The organism is Candidatus Polarisedimenticolia bacterium (assembly GCA_035764505.1).
Lineage (GTDB): Bacteria > Acidobacteriota > Polarisedimenticolia > Gp22-AA2 > AA152 > AA152.
This window is the reverse complement of record DASTZC010000252.1, coordinates 1-21,464: the sequence shown is the minus strand read 5'-3', so window position 1 is coordinate 21,464 and position 21,464 is coordinate 1. Positions and strand designations below refer to the sequence as shown.

19 protein-coding genes are annotated in these 21,464 nt (G+C 67.0%); 10 read left to right on the top strand and 9 right to left on the bottom strand.

The window, feature by feature from the left end:
• The 6 genes from VFW45_16635 to VFW45_16610 form a co-directional block, all read left to right on the top strand.
• The coding region (locus VFW45_16635) for a glutamate-cysteine ligase family protein (GenBank protein HEU5182415.1) at positions 1-713 on the top strand (713 nt) is incomplete at its 5' end.
• On the top strand, positions 697-1,605 hold the full coding sequence (gene ftcD / locus VFW45_16630; protein HEU5182414.1) for a glutamate formimidoyltransferase: 909 nt from the start codon (positions 697-699) through the stop codon (positions 1,603-1,605). The genes VFW45_16635 and ftcD, both read left to right, overlap by 17 nt.
• 4 nt (positions 1,606-1,609) lie before the next feature.
• Entirely contained in the window at positions 1,610-3,115 is a 1,506-nt protein-coding gene (locus tag VFW45_16625; GenBank protein ID HEU5182413.1) for a fatty acid--CoA ligase family protein, read from the top strand.
• Between the two features lie 33 nt (positions 3,116-3,148).
• Entirely contained in the window at positions 3,149-3,418 is a 270-nt protein-coding gene (locus tag VFW45_16620) for a phosphopantetheine-binding protein (GenBank protein ID HEU5182412.1), read from the top strand.
• 33 nt (positions 3,419-3,451) lie between these two features.
• A complete protein-coding gene (locus tag VFW45_16615; protein HEU5182411.1) occupies positions 3,452-4,144 on the top strand; it encodes a glycosyltransferase family 2 protein in 693 nt (230 codons plus the stop codon).
• On the top strand, positions 4,141-5,499 hold the full coding sequence (locus tag VFW45_16610) for a radical SAM protein (protein HEU5182410.1): 1,359 nt from the start codon (positions 4,141-4,143) through the stop codon (positions 5,497-5,499). The genes VFW45_16615 and VFW45_16610 overlap by 4 nt, the downstream gene beginning before the upstream one ends.
• 95 nt (positions 5,500-5,594) lie before the next feature.
• Here the strand turns inward: VFW45_16610 and VFW45_16605 are convergent, their stop codons facing one another.
• On the bottom strand, positions 5,595-6,086 hold the full coding sequence (locus VFW45_16605; GenBank protein ID HEU5182409.1) for a hypothetical protein: 492 nt from the start codon (positions 6,084-6,086) through the stop codon (positions 5,595-5,597).
• Between the two features lie 198 nt (positions 6,087-6,284).
• On the opposite strand from VFW45_16605, the gene VFW45_16600 reads away from it, so the two are divergent.
• Positions 6,285-7,154, top strand: coding sequence for an SPFH domain-containing protein (locus tag VFW45_16600; protein HEU5182408.1), 870 nt, complete (start codon positions 6,285-6,287; stop codon positions 7,152-7,154).
• Between the two features lie 4 nt (positions 7,155-7,158).
• Positions 7,159-7,347, top strand: a complete 189-nt coding sequence (locus VFW45_16595; protein HEU5182407.1) for a hypothetical protein — start codon at positions 7,159-7,161, stop codon at positions 7,345-7,347.
• A 77-nt stretch (positions 7,348-7,424) separates the two neighbouring features.
• On the opposite strand, the gene VFW45_16590 is transcribed toward VFW45_16595, so the two are convergent.
• The 7 genes from VFW45_16590 to lpxC form a co-directional block, all read right to left on the bottom strand.
• A complete protein-coding gene (locus VFW45_16590) occupies positions 7,425-9,464 on the bottom strand; it encodes a radical SAM protein (protein HEU5182406.1) in 2,040 nt (679 codons plus the stop codon).
• A 161-nt stretch (positions 9,465-9,625) separates the two neighbouring features.
• Positions 9,626-10,600, bottom strand: a complete 975-nt coding sequence (locus tag VFW45_16585) for a PHP-associated domain-containing protein (GenBank protein ID HEU5182405.1) — start codon at positions 10,598-10,600, stop codon at positions 9,626-9,628.
• A 66-nt stretch (positions 10,601-10,666) separates the two neighbouring features.
• Entirely contained in the window at positions 10,667-11,245 is a 579-nt protein-coding gene (locus tag VFW45_16580; GenBank protein ID HEU5182404.1) for an Rrf2 family transcriptional regulator, read from the bottom strand.
• On the bottom strand, positions 11,208-12,587 hold the full coding sequence (locus VFW45_16575) for a sigma-54 dependent transcriptional regulator (protein ID HEU5182403.1): 1,380 nt from the start codon (positions 12,585-12,587) through the stop codon (positions 11,208-11,210). Before VFW45_16575 ends, VFW45_16580 begins: the two co-directional genes overlap by 38 nt.
• A 9-nt stretch (positions 12,588-12,596) precedes the next feature.
• Complete coding sequence (locus tag VFW45_16570; GenBank protein HEU5182402.1) at positions 12,597-14,822, bottom strand: ATP-binding protein; 2,226 nt, start codon at positions 14,820-14,822, stop codon at positions 12,597-12,599.
• Complete coding sequence (locus VFW45_16565; protein ID HEU5182401.1) at positions 14,809-15,402, bottom strand: DUF4390 domain-containing protein; 594 nt, start codon at positions 15,400-15,402, stop codon at positions 14,809-14,811. The genes VFW45_16570 and VFW45_16565 overlap by 14 nt, the downstream gene beginning before the upstream one ends.
• Before the next feature lie 135 nt (positions 15,403-15,537).
• Complete coding sequence (lpxC, locus tag VFW45_16560) at positions 15,538-16,467, bottom strand: UDP-3-O-acyl-N-acetylglucosamine deacetylase (protein ID HEU5182400.1); 930 nt, start codon at positions 16,465-16,467, stop codon at positions 15,538-15,540.
• A gap of 349 nt (positions 16,468-16,816) precedes the next feature.
• On the opposite strand from lpxC, the gene VFW45_16555 reads away from it, so the two are divergent.
• Together VFW45_16555 and VFW45_16550 are read left to right on the top strand one after the other, a co-directional pair.
• A complete protein-coding gene (locus tag VFW45_16555; GenBank protein ID HEU5182399.1) occupies positions 16,817-18,340 on the top strand; it encodes a tetratricopeptide repeat protein in 1,524 nt (507 codons plus the stop codon).
• A 256-nt stretch (positions 18,341-18,596) separates the two neighbouring features.
• Positions 18,597-19,706: a GAF domain-containing protein gene (locus VFW45_16550; protein HEU5182398.1), complete on the top strand. Its 1,110-nt coding sequence runs from the start codon at positions 18,597-18,599 to the stop codon at positions 19,704-19,706.
• Between the two features lie 12 nt (positions 19,707-19,718).
• Here VFW45_16550 and VFW45_16545 read toward each other — a convergent pair.
• On the bottom strand, positions 19,719-21,464 hold a 1,746-nt coding region (locus VFW45_16545), incomplete at its 5' end, for a hypothetical protein (protein ID HEU5182397.1).

The window sequence follows — 21,464 nt, the reverse complement described above, 5'->3', positions numbered from 1 at the left end:
GCAGCTGGATCTGGCAGCACACCGATCCGGCCCGCTGCGGCCTGCTCCCCTTCGTCTTCCGCGAGGACGCCTCGTTCTCCGATTACCTTGATTACGCGCTCGATGTGCCGACCATGTTCATCCTGCGCGGCGGTTCTTTCCTTCCCTTGGGAGGACTCCCTTTCCGCCGCTTCCTGGAGGACGGCTTCCAGGGGCATCGCGCCACGCTCGCGGATTTTCAGCTGCACCTGACGACGCTCTTCCCCGAGGTGCGCCTCAAGCAGCACATGGAGATCCGTGGCGGGGATTCCTCTCACCCGGCGCTGGCGGTGGCCCAGGTGGCCCTGTGGAAAGGGATCCTCTATGATGCGGCGGCCTTGCGCGAAGCCTGGAGCCTCGTGGCGGATCTCGACGAGGCCGCGCGGCAGGAATTTCACCTGCAGGCGGGACGTCTCGGTACCAAGGCCCCCCTGAAGGAAGGGACCGCGCTCGAGGCGGGCGCCGACCTCCTGGAGATCGCCACCGAAGGGCTGCGTGCTCAGGGAGAGCCGGCCGAGATGCTGGACCCGCTCGCGGAGCTCGTGCGCGAGCGCCGCACCAGCCCCGCCGCCCTGCTGGAGCAGCGCTGGCTCGGAGAATGGAAGCAGCAGCCGCGTCTGCTGGTGCAGGAGTGCTCGCGCATCACGCTGAAGGCCCTGGAAGCTCCGGGAGGAGACCTTGCCGAGGATTATTGAGTCGGTTCCCAACTTCAGCGAGGGACGGCGCCGGGAGGTGATCGAGGAAATCGTCGCCGCCGTGCGCCGCGCCGAGGGAGGGGCGCGGGTCCTGGATCTCTCCTCGGATGCCGATCACAACCGCTCCGTCCTGACGCTGGCCGGCGAGCGCGACGAAGTGCGCCGATCGATCCTGGCCTTGTTCGAGGCAGCGCTCCCGCGCATCGACCTGCGGCACCACCAGGGAGAGCATCCGCGCATCGGGGCCGTGGACGTGGTCCCCTTCGTCCCGGTCGCGGGCTGCTCGATGGCCGATTGCGCGGCGCTGGCGCGCGAGGTGGGAGAAGAGGTGGCGCGGAGCTTCTCCGTCCCCGTCTACCTTTACGAGGAGGCGGCCTCCGCCGAGCACCGCCGCAACCTGGCCGACGTCCGCAAGGGACAGTTCGAGGGCCTCGCCGACAAGTTGCGCGATCCGCGCTGGCAGCCCGATTTCGGTCCGTCCGCGCCGCACCCGACCGCCGGGGCCAGCGCCGTAGGGGCCCGCGAGTTCCTGATCGCCTTCAACCTGAATCTCTCGACCCCCCGGCTGGAGATCGCCGAGCGCATCGCGCGCGCCATTCGCCACAGCAGCGGCGGATTGCGTTACTGCAAGGCAATGGGGGTGGCACTGGCGGAGCGCGGCATCGCCCAAGTGTCGATCAACATGACGCATTACAGGAAGACCCCGTTGCACCGGGTTGTCGAAATGGTCAAGAGCGAGGCGGCACGGTACGGGGTCGAGGTGGTCGGTGGCGAGATCGTCGGGCTGGTTCCCGCCGACGCCCTGGTCGAAGCGGCCGATTTCTATCTGCGGCTCGAGTCTTTCGATCGCTCCCAGATCCTGGAGAACCGTCTGGCCCAATCCTCCGAGTGACGGCTTGCCGACCCGGCCCGCCCTCGAGTCCCCCATCACCCTGTTCGATCGCGCGCGACGGCGGCTGAGCCGCGAGCGCCCGCCGGATTACCTGACGGTCTTCCCCGGACCCCGGCGGCTTTCCGGCGCCAGGCTCCTCTCCGAGATCCGCCTCGCTGCCAGTCTCCTGCAAAGCCACGGACTGCGTCCCGGCAGCCGGGTGCTGGTCAGCCTGGGGCATCCGCTGGGAGTGCTGCTCGCCGTCCCGGCGCTGTGGAGCCTCGACTGCGTTCCGCTCCTCCGGGAAGGCGGCGCCTCGGGGATCGCTCTGGGGGAAATCGCGTCGGTCTTCTCCCCCGACGCGATCCTCGAGGAAGCGGAGAACAGCGAAGCGGGCGGACGCACGCTGCTCCTGCCTCCCCTGCCGCTGCTGCGGCTGCACCTCGGGAAGCGTCCGGCGCGGCCCCGCCTGCCGCGCGGGACCGTCCTGGTTCGCGCCACCTCGGGCTCGTCCGGCACGCCGCGCGGCGTGGCGGTCTCGGCGTCTCAGCTCCTTGCCGATGCCGCCAACATCTCCAAATCGCTGGATCTGACGCCCGGGCGCCGCGCTCTGGGCGCGGTGCCTTTGAGCCACGCCTTCGGCTTTTCGACCCTGCTGTCCCGCCATCTCTTCCTCGGGGCGCCGCTGGCCCTTCTGGAGCGTCCGCTCCCGACCCTATTTCGCGCGGCCCTGGGACGATATCGCGAACTCTTCTTTCCGGGCGTCCCCTTCCTCTACGATTTGCTGCTCGGCGCCGGAATCTCAGCGCGTCTTCTCGCCCGCATGACCCTGTGCGTGTCGGCCGGCGCTCCCCTGCGCCTGGAGACCGCGGCCGGGTTCCGGGACCTGACCGGAGTCCCGGTGCGCAACTTCTACGGGACGAGCGAATGCGGGGCGATCGCGGCCGATCGCTCGGCGGCGGGTAACGCTCCGGAAGGATGCGCCGGACCCGCGATGCATGGAGTCATGCTTGCCATCGAGGATTGCGAGGACCATCCGGCGGAGCCGGGCGGCCGGATCGTGGTTCGCGGAGATGCCGTGGCCCTCGGATACATCGCTCCAGGAGCCCGGTTCCAGAGTTTCCAAGGAAAGTTCGCCACCGGGGACCGGGGCTACATCGACCCGGATGGACGGCTCTTTCTCGACGGGCGCCTCGACACGATGATCAACGTCGGAGGCGTGAAGGTTTTCCCTTCGGAGGTGGAGCGTGTGCTGGCGGCCGCCCCGGGAGTGAGGGAAGCTGCGGTCTTCGGCATGCCCGATTCCCTGCGGGGGGAATCGGTGGCCGCGGCGGTGGCCGGCCGGGTTTCGCTGAAGCTGCCCGATCTGGCCGCCTATTGCCGGGCCCGTCTGGCGGCCCATCGGCTCCCCCGCCGGATTCTGCTTCTCCCCGCGCTGCCCAGGACACCGCGCGGGAAGGTGGACCTCGCGGCTCTCAGGAAGCTCGTAGCGGGAGCGGGAGCTTCGCGCCGGGTCGATGGGGAGCGTTGATTTACGGGCGACCCGCTGGTACCATCCCGCGCCATGGCCGATCCGACCCTCCTCCGACGGGAAATCAAGGAATTCATCATTCGCCGTCTCCGCCTTACCGACGTCGCGCCCGACTCGATCGGCGATTCCGATCCCCTCTTCGGGGGCGGTCTCGACCTCGACTCGGTCGACCTGCTCGACCTCGTCGTGGGGGTCGAGAAGGAGTACGGCATCCGGATCGCCAGCGCCGCGGAAGGGCGCGAGATCCTCGCTTCCGTCAATTCCCTGGCCGAGCACGTCTCCCGATCCCGCTCCGGGTCGTGAGGTCCCCGCGGAAGGCCTTCCCGGCGCGCCCTCATGGGTGAAATCGCGGTGGTGATTCCCGCCTACAACGCTGCGAGCACGGTGGAACGGGTGACGCGGGAAGCGCTGCGCCATGCACGGCGCGTGGTGGTGGTGGATGACGGCTCGGTGGACGGGACCGGCCAGCGGGCGGCATCCGCCGGCGCCGAAGTCCTGACCCATCCCGACAATCGCGGAAAGGGCGCGGCGCTGAGGACCGCTTTTGCCGCGCTCGCGGGGGACGGCACCGACGCTATCATCACTTTGGATGCCGACGGACAGCACGACCCCGCCGATATCCCGCGCTTCGTGGAGGCCTACCGGACCAACAGCGCAGACCTCATCATCGGGTCCCGCTGGACCTCCTTCTCTGGAATGTCACGGGGACGCCGGTTCGGCAATCGGTTCTCGTCCCGCGCGCTCGCCTTTTTCTCCGGGGTCTACCTGCCCGATTCGCAGAGCGGGTTTCGGCTCTATTCCGTCCCGTTCCTGAAGCGAGCCCGCCTGAAGGGGCGGGCCTACGAGCTGGAGATGGAGGCGATTATGGCGGCCGCGGCCTCCGGATCGAAGGTGGAGACGGTGCCGATCCACTCCCCCGTCGTGGACGGAAGGGATCGCAGCCATTTCCGCCCCGTACGCGACACGTACAGGATTTGCGCCTGCGTCGTGGGGTTCGCCCTGCGACGCGCCCTCCGGAGAAAACCGTGAGCGACGGCAAGATCCTTCTCATCTCCTCCTCGCACGTCAACGGCGACGGCAGCGTGGCGCGCTGCGAGCGCTACTGGACCTCGGCGCTGACGCTCGTCTACCTGAAAGCCTTCACTCCTCCCGGATTTCAGGTCGAGGTGATCGACGATTTCATGAATCCTCCCCCGGAGGAAACCGATGCGGGATTGGTCGGCATCACGGCCATGGGGCTGCAGATCGGCAGGGCCTACCGCCTGGCGGAGGCCTACCGCCGGCGCGGCAAGACGGTGGTGATGGGAGGACAATGGGTTTCCCTCAACCCGGAGCAGGCGCTGCAGCACTGCGACGCGATCGTGAAGGGAGAGGCGGAGTACGCCTGGCCGCAGCTGGTGGAAGACTTCCGCTCGGGCGGCCTCAAGAAGCGCGTCTACCAGTCGGACGCGCTGCACGACTGGAAGGGCCTGCCGCGCATGGACCTGGCGAGCCTGCCGTTGTTCCGCCGCGAGCTGATGCGGGAGTCGATCTACCGCGACTACTACTTCCAGTTCCCGCTGCTGGTGTCGCGCGGCTGTCCCTTCGCCTGCGATTACTGCTCGGTGGCCGAGTACCACCGCAGCGGCTACCGGACGCGCCCGGTCGGCGACGTCCTGCGCGATCTGCGCGATATCCAGGCGATGGGGTCGCGCAGCGTCCTGTTCATGGACGACAACCCCGTGGCCAACCGCGCCTACGCCAAAGAGCTGTTCCGGGCCATGGCGCCGCTGGAGATGCGCTGGTGCAGCCAGTGCACCATCCAGATCGCCCAGGATCCGCAGCTGCTGGATCTCGCGGCCGAATCGGGCTGCTTCCTGCTCTCCATCGGGTTCGAGACGATCAAGCAGGCGAATCTATCGGACATCAACAAGAACTGGGCGCGGGCGAAGGAGTATGCCGAGATGATCCGGGAGATCCGGGAGCGCGGGATTCAGATCGTCGCGCTCATCATGCTCGGTTTGGACGACGACACGCCGGAGGATTTCGATCGGACGCTGGAGTTTCTGATCCGGAACAAGGTGGCGATGGCCAAGTTCCACCTGCCGCTGCCCTATCCGGGGACACCCTTCTACGACCGGATGGAGCGGGAAGGACGGATCCTGACGCGGGACTGGAACGATTACCACTACGGCAACGCCGTCATCCGCCCTCTGAGGATGTCGCCCGAGGCGGCGATGGCCAAGTACTGGGCCACCTACCGGGACTTCTTCTCGATGCGCTCCATCCTGCGGCGCTTCCTGCCGCCCGCGAAGCGCAACATGCACATCTCGATGCACTATTTCCTGGCCAACCTGGCGTTTCGCAGGCTGCAGCGCGCCGGAACCCACCCCTACCTGTTCTAGTGTTGCGTATCGGAAATCCCGTTACTTTCGGCCGTCGATCCATCCCGGCCCGGCGGTTTCGGCATTAACATGTCTTCGACACGCAGCACCGCCGGCTAGTCTTCTCCCAGCTTGCCCGTCGCATAGTCGTCGAGATAGATCTGCGCGAAGAAGCCGTAGCCCGGGCGCAGCGGCTCGCTGAGCGTCGCCTGGTCATCGGCCACCACGCTGCCGCCGACCTTCAAGGCGATGCGCACCGTGTCGCCTACCTTCGGGTCCTCGGAATCGATCTCCACCATCCCGCCCACATGGGACGGCACGTCGATGGTGAAGGTGTGCCGGCCGGGCTCCACCTTCTCCCACGTCTCCAGGTACTGGTGGGATTTGTCGTCCGGAGCATTGGACGTCTCGAAGGACGCCGACACCCGCGCTCTGGCGCTGGTTTCCACCTCCACCTCGACCGTGTTCCCTCCTGCCCAGACCTTTTGGGGAATGTGCGACAGCGACGCGCTGGCTCGATCGGTGAACCAGTCACGCACCGTCCAGAAGCCCAGCGTCACCGCCACGCCCAGGATCGTCAGCGCCCCCCGTTTGAGCAAACCCGTCACGGCTCCTCCTTTGACCGGGAAAATGCGCCTCCGGCCGGCGCCTGGCACCCCGGCACTCGGTGAAACATAGGGACCGCGGAGATGGAGAGCAAGCTTGGACCTGGTCCCCCCCTGGCACCCCAAAAGATCCTCCCGGCTTGACCGGCCCGATTTCTTTGTGATATCACTTCGAAATCACACTCAGGGAGGGAACCGATGATTCGCGAACGGGTGATCAAGACGATGCCGGGACTGGCCGTGGCGGCCGTGCTCATCCCGGGGATTCTTCTCCTGGCGGTTTTGCTGTTGCGCGCCGTCCAATCGAGGGCGCTGGGTCTGGCCTGGCTGGCCGGGCTCGGCATCGCCGCCTGCAGCGTGCTGCTGGCTGGGCTGTTCATGGTGAACCCCAACGAAGGAAGAGTCCTGCAGCTGTTCGGGGCCTACGTCGGCTCGGTGCGCGAGCCGGGCCTGCGATGGGCCAATCCCTTCTACACCAAGAGGCACGTATCGCTGCGCGCCCGGAACTTCGAGACCGGCAGCCGCCTCAAGGTCAACGACCTGGACGGCAATCCGATCGAGATCTCGGCGGTGGTGGTCTGGAGGGTGGTGGACACGGCCCAGGCGGTCTTCGAGGTGAACGATTACGAGAGCTACGTCAAGGTCTCGGCGGAGGCGGCGATCCGCAAGCTCGCAATGAGCTATCCGTACGATACGCACGACGAGGCGCAGGTGTCGCTGCGCGGCAATCCGATGGAAATCGCGGCGCACCTCAAGCATGAGATGCAGGAGCGTCTGGGGGCCGCCGGCGTGGAGGTGATGGAGGCGCGCATCGCGAACCTGGCCTACGCGCCCGAGATCGCCCAGGCGATGCTGCGCCGCCAGCAGGCCGGAGCCATCATCGCCGCGCGCCAGAAGATCGTCGAGGGCTCGGTGGGCATGGTCGAGATGGCCCTGGAGCGATTGTCCCGCCAGAACATCATTCAGCTGGACGAGGAGCGCAAAGCGGCCATGGTGAGCAACCTGCTGGTGGTCCTCTGCAGCGAATCGGCCGTGCAGCCGGTCGTCAACGCCGGCACGCTGTACAGCTAGGCTCGTGGCGGAACGCAGGCCTTTCCTGGTCCGCATCGACGCGGGCGTCCTGGATGCCTTGCAGCGCTGGGCGGCGGACGATCTGCGCAGTCTCAACGGCCAGATCGAATACCTGCTGAGGCGGGCCCTGGCCGAGGCGGGGCGGCTCAAAAGCGAGTCCCGGCCGAATCCGCCGGGCAAGGATCGCGGCTGATCGGCGGGACGAGGAGTCAAAAAAATGGGGCGGGGGATGGCTCCCCCGCCCCGGCCGTCTCGAGTGAAGTTATCGAATCAGTGGCAGCCGCAGCCTCCGGCGGTCATCGCCGCCGGCTGCGCTCCGGTGGCCGGCAGCACTCTCAGGCCCGGGACGGCCACCGACGTCGCGGTGGGCAGCGGCGCGGCGGAGGCCGCCGCCTCGGGCAGGGGGACGCTCCGGCCGCCCGCATAGACCGCGTGGCGTCCCTTGCGGGCGAACCAGTCGGCAGTCGTCGCGGTCTGGTGCACGTGCTCGACGATCTGCCGCCACCCCACCCCGGTGTTGTAGGCGCAGAAGGAAATCTCGCCCATCTGCGTGGCGTACGGGATGATGCACATCTCGGTGCGCCGGAAGTCGTAGTTGAACAGGTCCTGGAACCACATCCCCGCGACCATCATGATGCGCCAGTCGTAGCGCGGCTTCTCGGCCAGGTTGAGGCGGCCGCCGTTGTGCCCGTCGATGATCTTCAGCACGCGCCAGAAGCCGAGTCCCTCGGGCGACTCCTGGAAGCGGTAGTTGCGCAGCACCGAAAGGGCCACCTGGGCCACGGTGAGAAACTTGCCGCGGCCGGAGTCATTGACCGCCTTCAGATCCTCCAGCAGCTGGTCGGTGTCGAGCAGCTGCGGGATCGGCATGACCTCCTTGGAGGCCTGATTGACCAGGAGCATGGTGCCCACGCCGCAATTCGGGTGGCAGCCGCACTTCAGCGATCCGAACTGCGCCTCCACCCCGTCCAGCTGGTCCTTGAGATCGGAAAAGGGGCCGGAGGCGGAGAGCGGATACCAGTCGCGCAGCGGCTCCGTGATCCCCAGCTGCTCCTTCACGTCGTGCGCCAGGTGCGACAGCGTGTAGCGCTGGCGCGCCCGGTCCTCGTCGGGGATCTCGTCGTCGCGGCCGGTGAACGACACCGGCTGGAAGGAGACGGCGTTGATCTTGTCGATGTTCTCGATGGCGAACTTGACGATCGGCCCCACCTGATGGTTGTTCACGGAGTTCACCACGGTCACGACCAGCGTCACGTCGACGCCCGCCGCCTTGAGGTTCTCCAGGGCGCGCAGCTTCACGTCGTACAAGTTGCCGACCTTGCGATGCTGGTTGTTCTCGTTGCCCACCCCGTCGAACTGCAGGTAGACCAGCCGCAGCCCGGCCTGTTTGGCCTTGCGGGCGAACTCCGGCTCCTGGGCGAAGCGGATGCCGTTGGAGGCGGCCTGGGTGGACTGGTAGCCGAGCTTCTTGGCGTAGGCCACGGCATCCAGGAAGTAAGGGGAGATCGTCGGCTCGCCGCCCGAGAACTGGACCGACAGCTGGCGGCGCGGCTTGATGCTGATGGCGTTGTCCAGGATCTCCTTGATGTCCTCCCAGGTCAGCTCGTGGACGTAGCCCACCTGGTTGGCGTCCATGAAGCAGGGATTGCACATCATGTTGCAGCGGTTGGTCAGATCCACGGTGAGCACGGCGCCCCGGCCGAACTGGATCGAGGACGTCCCATGGTTGTGCAGGTCGTCCTTCGCCATGCGGAAGTCGCGGCCGGGGTAGAGCCGCTCCATGCGGCGCAGGAACTCGGCGTCCATTGCCATCAGGTCCTCGAAGTGGCCGTGCCGCGGGCAGTCCTTCTCCATGTAGATCTGGCCGTCGCGCTCCACGATGCGGGCCTTGATCTCGCCCGGCTTACCCTGGATCAGGACCTGCCAGTCCTCCCGTCCCTCCACGATGGCGGCCCGCACCTCCAGGACGCACTTGGGGCACAGGGAATCGGTGTCGCGCGGAAAGCCGAGGGGCGGCTTGGTGCGCTCGTTGCTCTTCAGCAGCGGGGCCGGGGCCCATTTAGGGTGCAGCCGTCCGGAGGGGACCATGCGGTTGGCGGTTTGGAACATGGTCCAGGCCGCGTCGGCCAGGTGATGCGTGGCGGTGCCGAAGACGCTTCGGACCCCTCGCGTGAAGGCGCTGCGCGGCCTGGCCGCGAGGCGGACCAGCGGGGCCGATGGCTTCTCGAAACTGATGGCGCGAGCCGGCTCACTTGCCGTACCGCGCTTCCTCTTCTCCTTCGCTTCCCGGAGAACCGCCGTCTGGCTCATGGAATCGACTCCTTTTACGTGGCTCCCGGCGAAAGCCCGGAGCACCCGTCAACCATGCAACCGCCGGTTGCCTCTTCCGGCGTCTTTGTTTCCGACCGGGGGGGTTGGACCACGGAACACCGGTCGGGGATGTTCCGCATCACGAACTCGCGCGTGCCGTCTCAGACTGCCTCGACGGAGGCGCCGGCAGCCTCCTCCCTCTCCGCGCGCCGCGCGGCGTCCAGCGCTTCCGCCCAGCGTGCCAGATCCTTCCGGAGCCCGCGCACCGCACCTCTCACCCGCAGGCGGCGATAGATCATCCCGGTGATGGGGAGGCCTACCAGGTGCAGCGGAAGGCTCAGCACCGCACAGGCCGTAGCCCGGCGCCGGCTGGCCGGCTCGAAATGCCCCTGGTGGTTCCGCAGCAAATCTCCGTAATAGGCGCCCACCACTTGATAGACGTCGCGCAGCATCGGAGTTACGGCGGCCGAGCGTCCCTGCGGGCGCACCGTGCCGCGGCGCAGCGCGGCCAGAAATCCGGCCTTTCCCGCGGCGCGGGCGCTGGTCCAGGTCCAGCCGATGCGCCGGGTAGTGTGCGCATCGCTGCCTCCGACCTTTCCCAGGACTCTTCCCTCCAAGGCGAGGTGCTCCGCCAGCGACTCGGCGACCGCGTTGGCCGCCGGGATCTGCGCCCCGTTGAGCGTCTCGATCAGCGGGAAGCCGGCGGCGATCTGCACCAGCTCGTCCAGCGGCGGCCGGCGCCTGACGATCGACGAGCCGACATGGTTCAGGCTGGCGGGGATCCCTTCTTCCCGGAGATAAGACGCCAGATCGCGGATGTTTCCCTTGCGCCGCTGGATCTCCCGGTGACGCCTCTCGTCGATGTCGAAGACGCTCACGTGGAACCGGCTCCCCGTGTGAGGGTCGCGGGTGCTGACTTCCTCCGACATGAAGAAGTCCTCCAGCTCCCCGGTGCGGGACAAGAGATCGAGGCAGCCGTCGATAGTGTCGTGGTCGGTGAAGGTGACCAGGTCCATGCCCCTGGCGCGCGTGCGGCGGTAGACCTCCAGCGGGTCTGAATAGCAGTCCCGCGCCCCCAGCGCCGGGATGACCCGCAGGCGAGAGTGCACCGTGTGAACGTGCAGGTCGACCCGCATCCTCGACGCTCCCGACACAGCTTCGCCTGGTCCCTGGGAATTGGACAATTTCGGTCCTAATTTTGCTTAAACAAGCTTTTCCCCGGAGGCGTGGAAAGCCGGGGTCACCAAATCGGCCACCGTGGTCTCCTCGAGAACGGCCTTGACCCTCAACTGGGCCTTTTGCAGCACCTCGCCCAGCACTCCCCGGGCCGGATGCCGGGGACCCCGGCTCGGGGGCCGGGTCTTCGGGGCGAGGGGGAAGGCGATCGGCCCCTGCAGGGCTTCGATCACCTCGCGCAGGGTGATCTGGCTCGCGGGGCGCGCCAGGAAGAACCCTCCCCGGAAGCCACGACGGGAGCGGATCAGCCCGCTGCGAACCAGCTTCTGGAACACTTTCGACAGGAAAGCCTCGGAGATCGAGGTTGCCCGGGAGACTTCGCGCAGGATGGTGGAGCGCTTTCCCTCCCGTGCCAGGAAAGCCATTCCTTCAATCCCATATTCGACGGATCGGTTGAACCGCAATGAAGCCGCTCCGGAAGCATCGTTCCGGCCGCCTGGGAAGGCGGCGCGAAATTCATCTAAACTCAAAAAACGCTGAACCTTATAACAAACTCCCGAAGGCAAGTCAAGAATTCGGCCCGCCCCCGCCTTCCTTGATTCCATAGGCTTTCAGCTTGCGGTAGAGGTGGCTGCGCTCCAGGCCCATCTTCTCGGCGGCCCGGGCGACGCTCCCTCCCGACTCTTCCAGCTTCCGGGTGATGAAGCGCTTCTCGAAAGCTGCCCTGGCCTCCTTCAGGGAGTCCCCTTCGAGCCCCTCCCATTCCCCTCCGCCGCCGTCCGGGCGGCCAACCACTGCCGCCGGAAGGTCCTCAGCCCGGATCGTCGCCCCGGCCGTCATGATGACCATCCGCTCGAGCGTGTTGCGCAGCTCCCGGACGTTTCCGGGCCATTCGTAGGCCCGCAGCGCCTGCAGCGCCTCGGGGGAGATCTCCCGCCGGCGCCCGTACTCTTGGCCGAAACGCTGCAGGAAATGCCGGACCAGGGCGGGAATATCGTCCTCGCGCTCGCGCAGGGGCGGCACCTTGAGCGGGATCACGTTGAGGCGGAAGAACAGGTCCTCGCGAAAGGCGCCGCGCGTGATCGCCTGAGCCAGGTCCTTGTTGGTCGCCGCGATGACCCTTACGTCGACCTGGCGGCTCGCGCTGCCCCCGACCGGCTCGAAGGTCTGCTCCTGCAGGACGCGCAGCACCTTCGCCTGGGTCCTCAGGCTCATGTCGCCGATCTCGTCGAGCAGCAGGGTGCCTCCGTCCGCCATCTCGAATTTTCCACGCTTGCTCTCCACGGCGCCGGTGAAGGCGCCGCGCACATGGCCGAAAAGCTCCGATTCGATCAGCTCTTCCGGGATGGCGGCGCAGTTCACCTCGATGAACGGCTCGTCGCGGCGCAGGCTCAGGGAGTGAATCAGCCGGGCGACCAGCTGCTTGCCGGTGCCGTTCTCTCCCAGGATCAGCACCCTTCCGTTGGTGGGGGCCGCCAGCGCAATCTCGTCGCGCAGCTTGCGGATGGGCGGCGAGTCGCCGACCAGCATGTCGTCGTGCGACAGCTCTTCCTTGAGGAGCCGGTTCTTCTCTTCCAGGCGCCGCTGCTTGAGCGCGTTGCGCAGGGTGAGCGTCACCTTCTCGAGGGAGAGGGGCTTCTCGATGAAATCGTAGGCCCCCATCTTGGCGGCCTTGACCGCAGTCTCGATCGTCCCGTGCCCCGAGATCATGACGACCGCGGGCGCGCCGGCGCGCGCGGCAATCTGCGTAAGAATCTCCAGACCATCCTTGCCCGGCATCCAGACGTCCAGGAAGACGGCTTGGTAGTCGGTTTTGGCCAGGGCTTCCAGGCAGCGCTCCCCCGATTCCGCCGCGTCGACCTGGTATCCCTCGTCGCGCAGGATCCCCATCAGGGAGCTGCGCACCCCTTCCTCGTCGTCCACCACCAGGATACGGGACTTCGGCATTTCCAGCCTCTACGCGGCGTGGGCAGGGAGCTCGATCACGAAGCGGGCGCCCTGCGGACGGTTGCTCTCGGCCCGGATGTAGCCGTGATGGTCGGTGATGATGCGGTTGACGATCGCCAGCCCCAGCCCGGTTCCCTTCTTCTTGGTGGAAAAGTAGGGAACGAAGAGGCGGTCGAGATCCTCGGGAGGGATCCCGGGCCCCTCGTCGGTGATCTCCACCCGCAGCGCCTCGACCTCGGGACGGTAGGAGGTGACGAAGGTGATCCTTCCCGTCCCGCCCATGGCATCGCGCGCATTGTCGATGAGGTTCACGAAGACGCGCTTCATCTGTTCCGGATCCAGCAGGACCCGCGGCAGGCGCGCATCATAGCGTCTTTCGAACTGCAGCGTCCCGCCGATGCCGTCGTAAAGAGCAAGCACCTCATCCACCAGGGCATGCAGATCGCAGGGCACCGGCCGCACCGCCGGCAGGCGCGCGAAATGCGAGAACTCGTCCACCAAGCGCTTGAGGGCCGACACCTCCCGCACGATCGCCTCGGTTCCCTGCTCCAGCACCTCCGGCAGGTCCGGGCTCTTCTCCCGGAAGTTCTTGAGGATCCTCTGGGCCGAGAGCTGGATCGGCGTGAGGGGGTTTTTGATCTCGTGGGCCAGCCTGCGCGCCACCTCCCGCCATGCCGCCACTTTCTGGGCCCGCATGAGAGGGGTCAGATCCTCCAGGACCACGAGCAGTCCGGGCGGGCCTCCCCGTCCGTCCGCAAGAGGCGAGAAGGAGACCGCCAGCGTCAGCGGGTTGCCCCGCAGCCCCAGGGTCATCTCGCGCGCCGGCGTCATCTCCCGGTCCTTCACCCCCCGGGCCACCGCCTCGCGCAGGTGCGCCAGGTCGGGCGAGGCCAGCACCTCCGCGATCGGCCTGCCGGCCGAGTCCCTCCCTTCCTCGAGCCCCAAAATGCGCGCCGCGGCGCGGTTGAGGGTGGTCACCGTGCCCGACGCATCGAGCGAAATCACTCCGGTGGTGATGCTGTGCAGGAGCGCCTCGATGTAGCGTCGGCGCTCCTCCAGCTCCTGGTTGCTGCGCACCAGCTCGCGGTTCGACCGCTCGATCGTCTCCTTGCTCGATTTCAGGTCCGACGTCATGCGGTTGAATGACTCCGCCAGGATCCCCAGCTCGTCGCGCGTGCGCACCTGCAGCTGGAAGTCGAGGTTTCCCGAGGACACCTCGCGCGTCCCTTCCGCCAGCATGCCGATCGGCTCGGTCACGCCGCGCGCCAGGTACAGCCCGATCCAGGTCACCGAGAACAGCACCAGCAGCGTGATGAAGGCGAAGGCGAAGACGTATACGTTCTTGATGGAGCGGCGCTGCGCCTTGTCCTGTCGATAGCGCTCCGCGTAGCCGTTGATCTGCCCGGTGAGCGCGGCGAGATCGCGCGGCACGAAGTAGCCTGCCGCGATGACGAAGCCGGACGGCCCGCCCGTGGCGGCGCCGCCGCGCACCCCCGAGCGCACCACCACGCCGCTTCCGAGATGGGAGATCCAGTGGAACGGCTTGCCGGCGAAGGCGCGACCCAGCACCTCGGCCGGGACCGCCTCCAGCTCGCCGGCGCGCGGCAGCAGCGGATCGGCGACGGTGAGCGGCGCCTCCTCGCCCCGATACAGGCTCAGCAGATCGGCGTGCTCTGACCGCAGCATACCCTCGAGTTCCTGATGAATGCGCTGCTCCGGCGCGTCCGCCGCGACGATGCCCAGATCTTCCAGGCGCGCCGCGGCTCGTCCGGCGGCAGCCGACGCGCGCCGCTCGTAATCGCCGTAGAAGGCGTCCACCACTTCCTGAGATCCGCTGGCGATCCGATCCACCGGGGTCGAGAACCAGCGATCGACGCTCCCCTGGATGGCGTGCAGCGCGGCCCAGAAGATGATCCCCGATGGCACGAACCAGAGAGCCAGCATGGTGAACACCAGCTTCGTCTTGAAGCGCGAGCCCAGGATGTTGCGCCGGCGCTCGCTCAGCACCTTGATGAGGTTGCGGATGAGCAGGCTGAGCAGCGTCAGGACGAGGATGGCATTGGTGATGCCCAGGAACGAGAGGAGGACCGAGTTCGTCAGGTAGGGCCAGGAGAAATCGGTGGCGCGGCGCGCCAGCAGGTAGCCGCCGAGGAACAGGATCAGCAGCCCCGCCAGGGCGAACATGACCAGCCGGTCGGTCCGCAGGCGGCGGGGACGGCTCCTACTCTCGGTCATGCTCGCCGAGCGGAGGGGCCGGTAGCGCGGCCTTCTCCCAGGAGGTGTCCTGGTCCCAGGGAATGAAGTAGAGGAGGAAGCGCATCGGGAACTCGGCCCTTACACGCACGGCATAGTCGCCCGGCGGGATGTATTCCGCCGCGGCTCCGAGAGGGATGTCACCCAGGAAGGTGAGCCAGCGCTCCATCTCCTCCTTTCGATCGGTGGTGGAGCTGCGCTCCACCTTCCCGTCACGCTTCAGGGTGAGGCCATACTGGCGGGACAGGCTGTCGTATTTCACCCCGGTGATCAGGCGGTGCTGCGCCATCTTGCCGTCAACCCAGAGGCGGCGGGGCTTGATGATCTCGAGGCGGTACTCGAATTCCGTCTCGAGGCCGGAGGCAATGCGGGCGCGCGTCTCGTCGTCGAGGGCCCCGTCCAGACGGAATGAGGCGAGGATCTGCCCTTCGCGGATCTCGACTTTCAGATCACCGATGCGGGGAGCGGTAGGCGTCTCCTCGGGCGCGCGCGCGGGCGCCTGGGCAAGCGCGGGAACAGGGAGCAGGAGAAGGGAGACGAGACCGGGAAGGATCCGGCGCATCCAGAGCTCTTTCGAGGCTTTCCCTGCAGTCGGTCTTTCGATGGCGCCGCCAGTGTAGTGGAACTGCGGGAGGGAAACAAGCCGGACGGACGACGCCGCCAAGGATGCGGCCAAAGAGAGGGAGAGATGGGACGATCAGGCGGAGAGGGCGTGTCCCGGCAGGAGCCGTGCCTTCAGAGGGTCGAAGCTGCGGATCCAGCTGCCCGGCAGGGCGGTGCGTCCCGGGGTGAGCCTCCAGGCGTCGGGAGTTTGCGCCAGCTTCTGCACCAGCGCCGCATGCAGCCCGTGGCCTCCCTTGAAAGCGACGAAGTGACCGCGCACGGGACGGCCCAGCAGGGCGATGTCCCCGAGCAGGTCCAGCATCTTGTGGCGCACGAACTCATCGCGGTAGCGCAGCGAGCCGGTGAGGATGCCATCATCTCCCACCACCACGGCGTTGCTCAGATCGCCACCGAGCGCCAACCCCTGGCGCCGCATCGCCTCGACATCCTTGTAGAGACAGAAGGTGCGGGCCGGGGCGATCTCCTCGGTGAAATTCCGTGAGTTCAAACGAAGGTCGCGCTCCTGGTAGCCGATCGAAGGGTGCGGAAAGTCGATGGCGTAGGTGATGCGCAAATCGTTGCCTGGGAAGACCACCAGCCGCTTGTCCCCTTCCGAGACGCTGACCGGCTTGAGAATCGTCAGGAAGCTGCGCGGGGAATCCTGCCTCAGCAACCCCGCTTCCAGAATTCCCTCCACGAAGGGCAGGGCGCTCCCGTCCATGATCGGCACCTCAGGACCATCCAGCTCGATCCGGACATTGTCGATGCCCAGGCCCGACAGGCCGGCAAGCAGATGCTCGATCGTCCCGATCTGGATGCCGTTCCGGCAGAGAGTCGTCGAGAGGCGTGTTCCGGAAAGATAGTCGTGACGCGCCGGGAGCGTGTGGGAAGCGAGGTCGCTGCGGGAGAAGATGGTACCGTGACCGGCGGGAGCGGGGCGCAGCCTCATTCTTGCCGGCTTGCCCGTGTGGAGTCCTCTCCCTTCGAATTCGACTGCTGTGCTCAGAGTCTTCTGCTCGAACATTTTCGGCAGTCCCCCCGGCCTGTTCCCGCGGCCTCGCAGGCGATACAGCAGGGTTTGTGCCAGATGAATGGCGAGCTTCAGCAACCATGTAAGTTATTGTTTTATATGGTATTACTTGGAATGTCCAAACCATCGAACAACCTTGGAAGGCACTGAGAATCTCTTTTCCACCACAGCGGATGTGGCTTTCCCGCAGTAGTACGGAAACTCCCGTGGACCGTGATTTGACCCATGGCTCCTGGAATGCTGCAGGGCGCTCTGATAGGATTCGCCGTCTCTCCTTCAGCGGCACGACCGCGAGATTCTTCCTGAAAGGGCATCCTGCTTGCGATTCAGCCGACGGATCGTGATGCTTCTGGCGATCCTGGCGGGACCGCTGATCGGTGGCATCGGCTCTTCCTATCTGCTTCCCCAGTCTTCCGATTCTCCTCCGGCGCAGACCGGCGTCGCTGCTCCCGGCGAGGAGGAGCCCCCAACCGAGGAGGCCCCCTTCGAGTTCACCGCGCCGCCTGTCGTCCCTGAAGAGTACTTCCTGGGGCTCGCCTATCTCGGAGACTACCGCGAAGCCTGGAACACCCAGGCCCTCCTCGATCCGGTCCTCGGAAAGCTGTTCCTCAAGCTCCAATCCGGCGCCACCCGCCAGGAGCTCTCCGAGGTGGAGATTCCCGATCTCGATTTGGCGCTCGAGGATCTGACCAGCGCGCGGATGGTGCGCCTTCAGGGGGATCGCTATCGCCCCGCCTTTCCGGTAATCCAGGGAGAATCCGGGGCCGCTTTCACCACCACCGTGCAAAAAGCGGCAGATGGCATCTATCCCGAGCTGCGCCCGTTGCTCAAGAAGGCCAAGAAGGCTGCGGCCAAGGAAAAGGTCGCTCCCTGGCTCTACGCTCTCGTCTGGTCGGAAGTCCTCGATTCGAGAACGTCGGAGGAAACGCTGGTCGACGCCGGGGCCCTGGACGCCCGGCGCATGCGCGATGAAGGATATCTCTGGCTGCAGCTGCCGCGCGATCGCTCCCTGGTCGGGGTGGATCGCTACGGTTCGGGAACCGAGACCCTCCAGTACGTCTACAACCCAATCTCCTTCATCAATGTGGCGGTCCAGGACTTCGAGATGCGTTATCGAATCCTGGACGGCAGCCTGGCACCCATCCCCTGGGACGATGAGGCCTCGGTGGAAGGGATGACCGGCTTCGGCATCCTCAATGCCCAAAAGAAGGTGACTGTCCCGGCCCTCAAAAAGAACAGCGCCCTGCTCGGGCTGCTGCGGCAGGCCTCGCAGCTCTACGTCAAGCGGGCGCTGGCCTCGCTGCGCTCCGAGTCGCTCGCCAAGAACCTCGATGTGCCGCGTGACGAAGCCTTCGCCGCGGCCTTCGCCACGCTCGGCTTCCGCCTCCTCGACAAGGCGGTCGGCGACAAGCTGGTGATCGAGCCGGCCTACCTGGCCGACGAGAATTCCCCCTCTTCGAAACTCGTCGAGACTCTCATCGTCACGGCGGACGAGAGCGTGCACCCCCTGGAGCACGCCTACTATCTCTACGATCGCAACGACTTCGCCGGCTGCATCAAGCAGGTGGACGATTATCTCAAGGACCACCCCGACGATCCGGAGGCGCTGTTCCGCAAAGGCATCGCCTACATGAAGCTGCGCAAGTACCCGGAAGCCCTCGAGTCGTTCCAGAAAGGGATGGCGCGGCGGGCCGCGCCGGATGATGTCTGGCGCGGCTGGCTGCTGATTCGCAAGGGGAACACGCTGGACATGATGCAGCGCCGCGACGAAGCGCTGCAGTGCTACCAGCAGGCGCTGAGCTACGCCGACGTGAACGCCTCCCACGACTGGGCCCAGCAGTGGCTCGAGTACGTCTACCAGGACTGAGTGTCGCGTACCAGAAATCGCGTTACATTCGGCCGCCGATCCATCCCGCCTCGCTGCGTTGCGTCTCGCTTGCGTAACCGCACGGGTACGCGGCGCTTCGACGCGCCTGGCGATCCGGGCGGCTCGGCGCCCTCAGTGTCAACTCGATTTCTGATACGCAACACTGACCGCCCCGCCACGGGTGCTATAATCCGCGCCGGCTCGAAGCCGCACGATCTCCCGCCCGAGCCGATCGATCCCTTCTCGGAGGACGCCGATGACCCGCGTGGATCGCGAAGGTGCAGAAGCCCACGTCACCCAGACGCTCCAGCGTCGCGCGGCGCAGCTTGCCGCCGAGATCGAGGCCCTGACCGGACGGCTGGCCGAGCCGATCTCCCTGCAGGAGCTGCCGGAGGCCGAGGACGCCGGAGGATTGGCCCCTGATCTGCTGGCGTCGACCGTGCGCAGCCTGGCGCGCTGCGAGGACCAGCAGGCGCTGCTGGACCGCCTGCTGGAAGGTGCGTCGCAGTGCTTCTCGCGAGCCTGCCTTTTCCTGATCCGGGACGACGCCGCGCTGGGATGGAGCTCGGTCGGCCTGCCCGATGGTGACGGAGAGGACCCGGCCCGGGCGCTGCGGTTCACCTTGGCGGAACATCCACTTCTTGCCGCGGCGCGCGACGGCGACACGCCGGCGCACACCGAAGATCCCGAGAAGGCCGCGTCGGTGCTGCCCCCGGTGGAGCCGGGACAGCGTCTTCCCCGGCGCGCCGTGGCCATTCCGCTGCGGGTGAGGGACCGTGTTTCGGCCGTTCTCTATGGAGACGACGGGGGCGACGCGGCGGAGACTTTCGATGAAGCGGCGGCGGAAGTCCTGGCGCAGGTCGCTGCCTTGTCAGCTGAGCGTCTGGTGCGCGGCCCTGCCCGCGAGCCGGCGTTGTCCGCGGACGTACGGGTGGCGCTCCCGGTCCTGGAAGACCATGACGAAGAGGCGTCGGATCGCGAGGCGGCCGACATGGAGCTGTCGCCGTTCTCGCCCGATCCTCTCGAACCGGAGCCTTTGGAAGAAGAGCTGGAAGTCGGATCGTTGAGCCTCGAGGGCGTCGCCGGGCCCGGCGAGGTTTCCCCCGACGAGAGGCGCCAGCACGAGGATGCGCGCCGCTTCGCCCGCCTGCTGGTTTCGGAGCTGCTGCTCTACAACGAGGATACCGTGGTGGCGGGACGGCGCCAGCGGGATATCTACCAGCGGCTCAAGCCCGAGATCGACCGGAGCCGGGAAGCCTACGATCGGCGCGTCCCCGATGGCATCCGGGCGCGCTGCGACTATTTCAAGGAAGAGCTGGTGCGCACGCTGGCGCAGGGTGACCCGCTGGCGCTGGGCACCCGCTAGACCTCCGGCCGATCAGCGCGAGGAAGCCGGCAGCTTGGTCTTGATCGTGGTGGAGTTCCCGGCGGCGTCGGTCGCCTTCAGGACGACCGTGACCTCCCCCGGCGGGACGCGTGGCAGCTGCACCCGGTAGCGCTCGCGGGGCGAGTCGGTGATCCCGTCGGTCGGCGTCGCCACCTCCCACGGCTGCGCGTTCACCGAGTAAATCACGTCCCCCACGTTCGAGAAAGTATCGCTCACCTCGAATTCGATCGTGGCTCCCTGCCCCGACAGCGCGGCACGGACCTCGGAGATGGACGGAGGGTTGTTGTCGACATCGAAGGGGTCGCTCAGCCTCTCGGCGGACAGGGCGGCGCCTTCGGGGTTGGAGGGGGAGTCGTCCGCCACGACGCGTAGGAGATACGTGCCGTCGGCCAGTGAGGTCTCGTCCCAGCTGAAGAAGGGATCGGTGAGATCGCTTTCCATCAGCTTCCATTCCTTCTCGTCCGTTCCCCGGTAATAAATGGAGTAGACCAGGTTGTCGCCGTTGGGATCGGTGGCCCCCCATTGCGCCCCCCGTCCGTCCCGATCGTTCTGGGAGCGTGGCTGCTGCGAGGGCTTGGCGGATGCCTTTTCTCGGTCTCCTCTCCCCGGAGTGGCGGCCCCGTCGGCGGGGGCGGCGGTGGCCCCCGCGGTACGGTTGGGTTTCTGGTAGATCACTCCGGGAGACTGGATCTCGATCGATTTCACCTCGGGCGGCAGGTTCCTCGGCAGGTAGCTGATCGCCACCTCCCCGAGCTTCGGCGACGACTTGCCGCTGTCGCTCTTCAGGGTCGCCTTCCATTGGACGTAACGCCCCTTCGGGCGATCGATCGGGCCGCCCTGCGCCGCGCTCATCGGCGCTGACCAGTCGGACCAGCTCGAGTCGGGCTCCGCGGTGTTCCCGGTGCGCACCTGCATGCTGATGGCCGTTCCGGATGGGGTGATGCCGCGCCAGCTCGCCGTGCCCCAGCCCGAGAAGACCCGCGCGTCGTGCACCGGGGACTGGAAGGTCCCTTCGAGCGCCACCTTCCCGCCGAGGCGATAGAGCGCGCCGAGATTGCTGCCGGCCGCCAGGATGGAGCCGTCGGGCTCGCGCAGCAGTGCGGACACCTGCGAGGAATCGGTTTTCTGGAGCAGCGAGGAATCGGATCGTGTCGGATCGATGCGGAGGATCTTCCCGTCGACCCCGCCTCCGGCGAGCAGGTTCCCGTCGGCGTCCAGCGCCAGCGACAGGATCAGCTCGCCCGGCTGGCTCCAGATTTCCCGGGCGTAGCCGTCCTGGTCGAGCGCCACGATGCGGCTCTCGACACCAGCCCCCGCGGGCGGCGGCGACGGGACGGGCTGCGTCGGCGGTTGCTGCGGCGCAGCTTCCTGCGGCTGCTGTCCGGCGGGCCGCTCTTCCTCGGAAGGCCTGGGGGGCGGCGGCGGGGCCGGCGCCGAGGGGCGGGAGCCGCCGCGCGACTGGCCCGCGGCCGCGAAGTAGATGCGCTTCGCGGGTCCGGGCAGGAGCGCGGTCACCTCGGGCATCGGGGCGGTCGCCAGGACCCGGGTCTTGCCGGCGGGCGTGACCTCGAAGACCGTTCCCTTGCCGTCGGTTCCGGCCAGGATCGTTCCGTTCTCTCCCATCGCCAGCACCCGGATGTGGGTCTCCTCGGTGTCGGCGAGGACTTCCCCCTTGCCGGGGCCGGTCACCTTGAACAGCTTTCCCTGCGTGCCGGTGCCGGCATAGAGCGTTCCTTT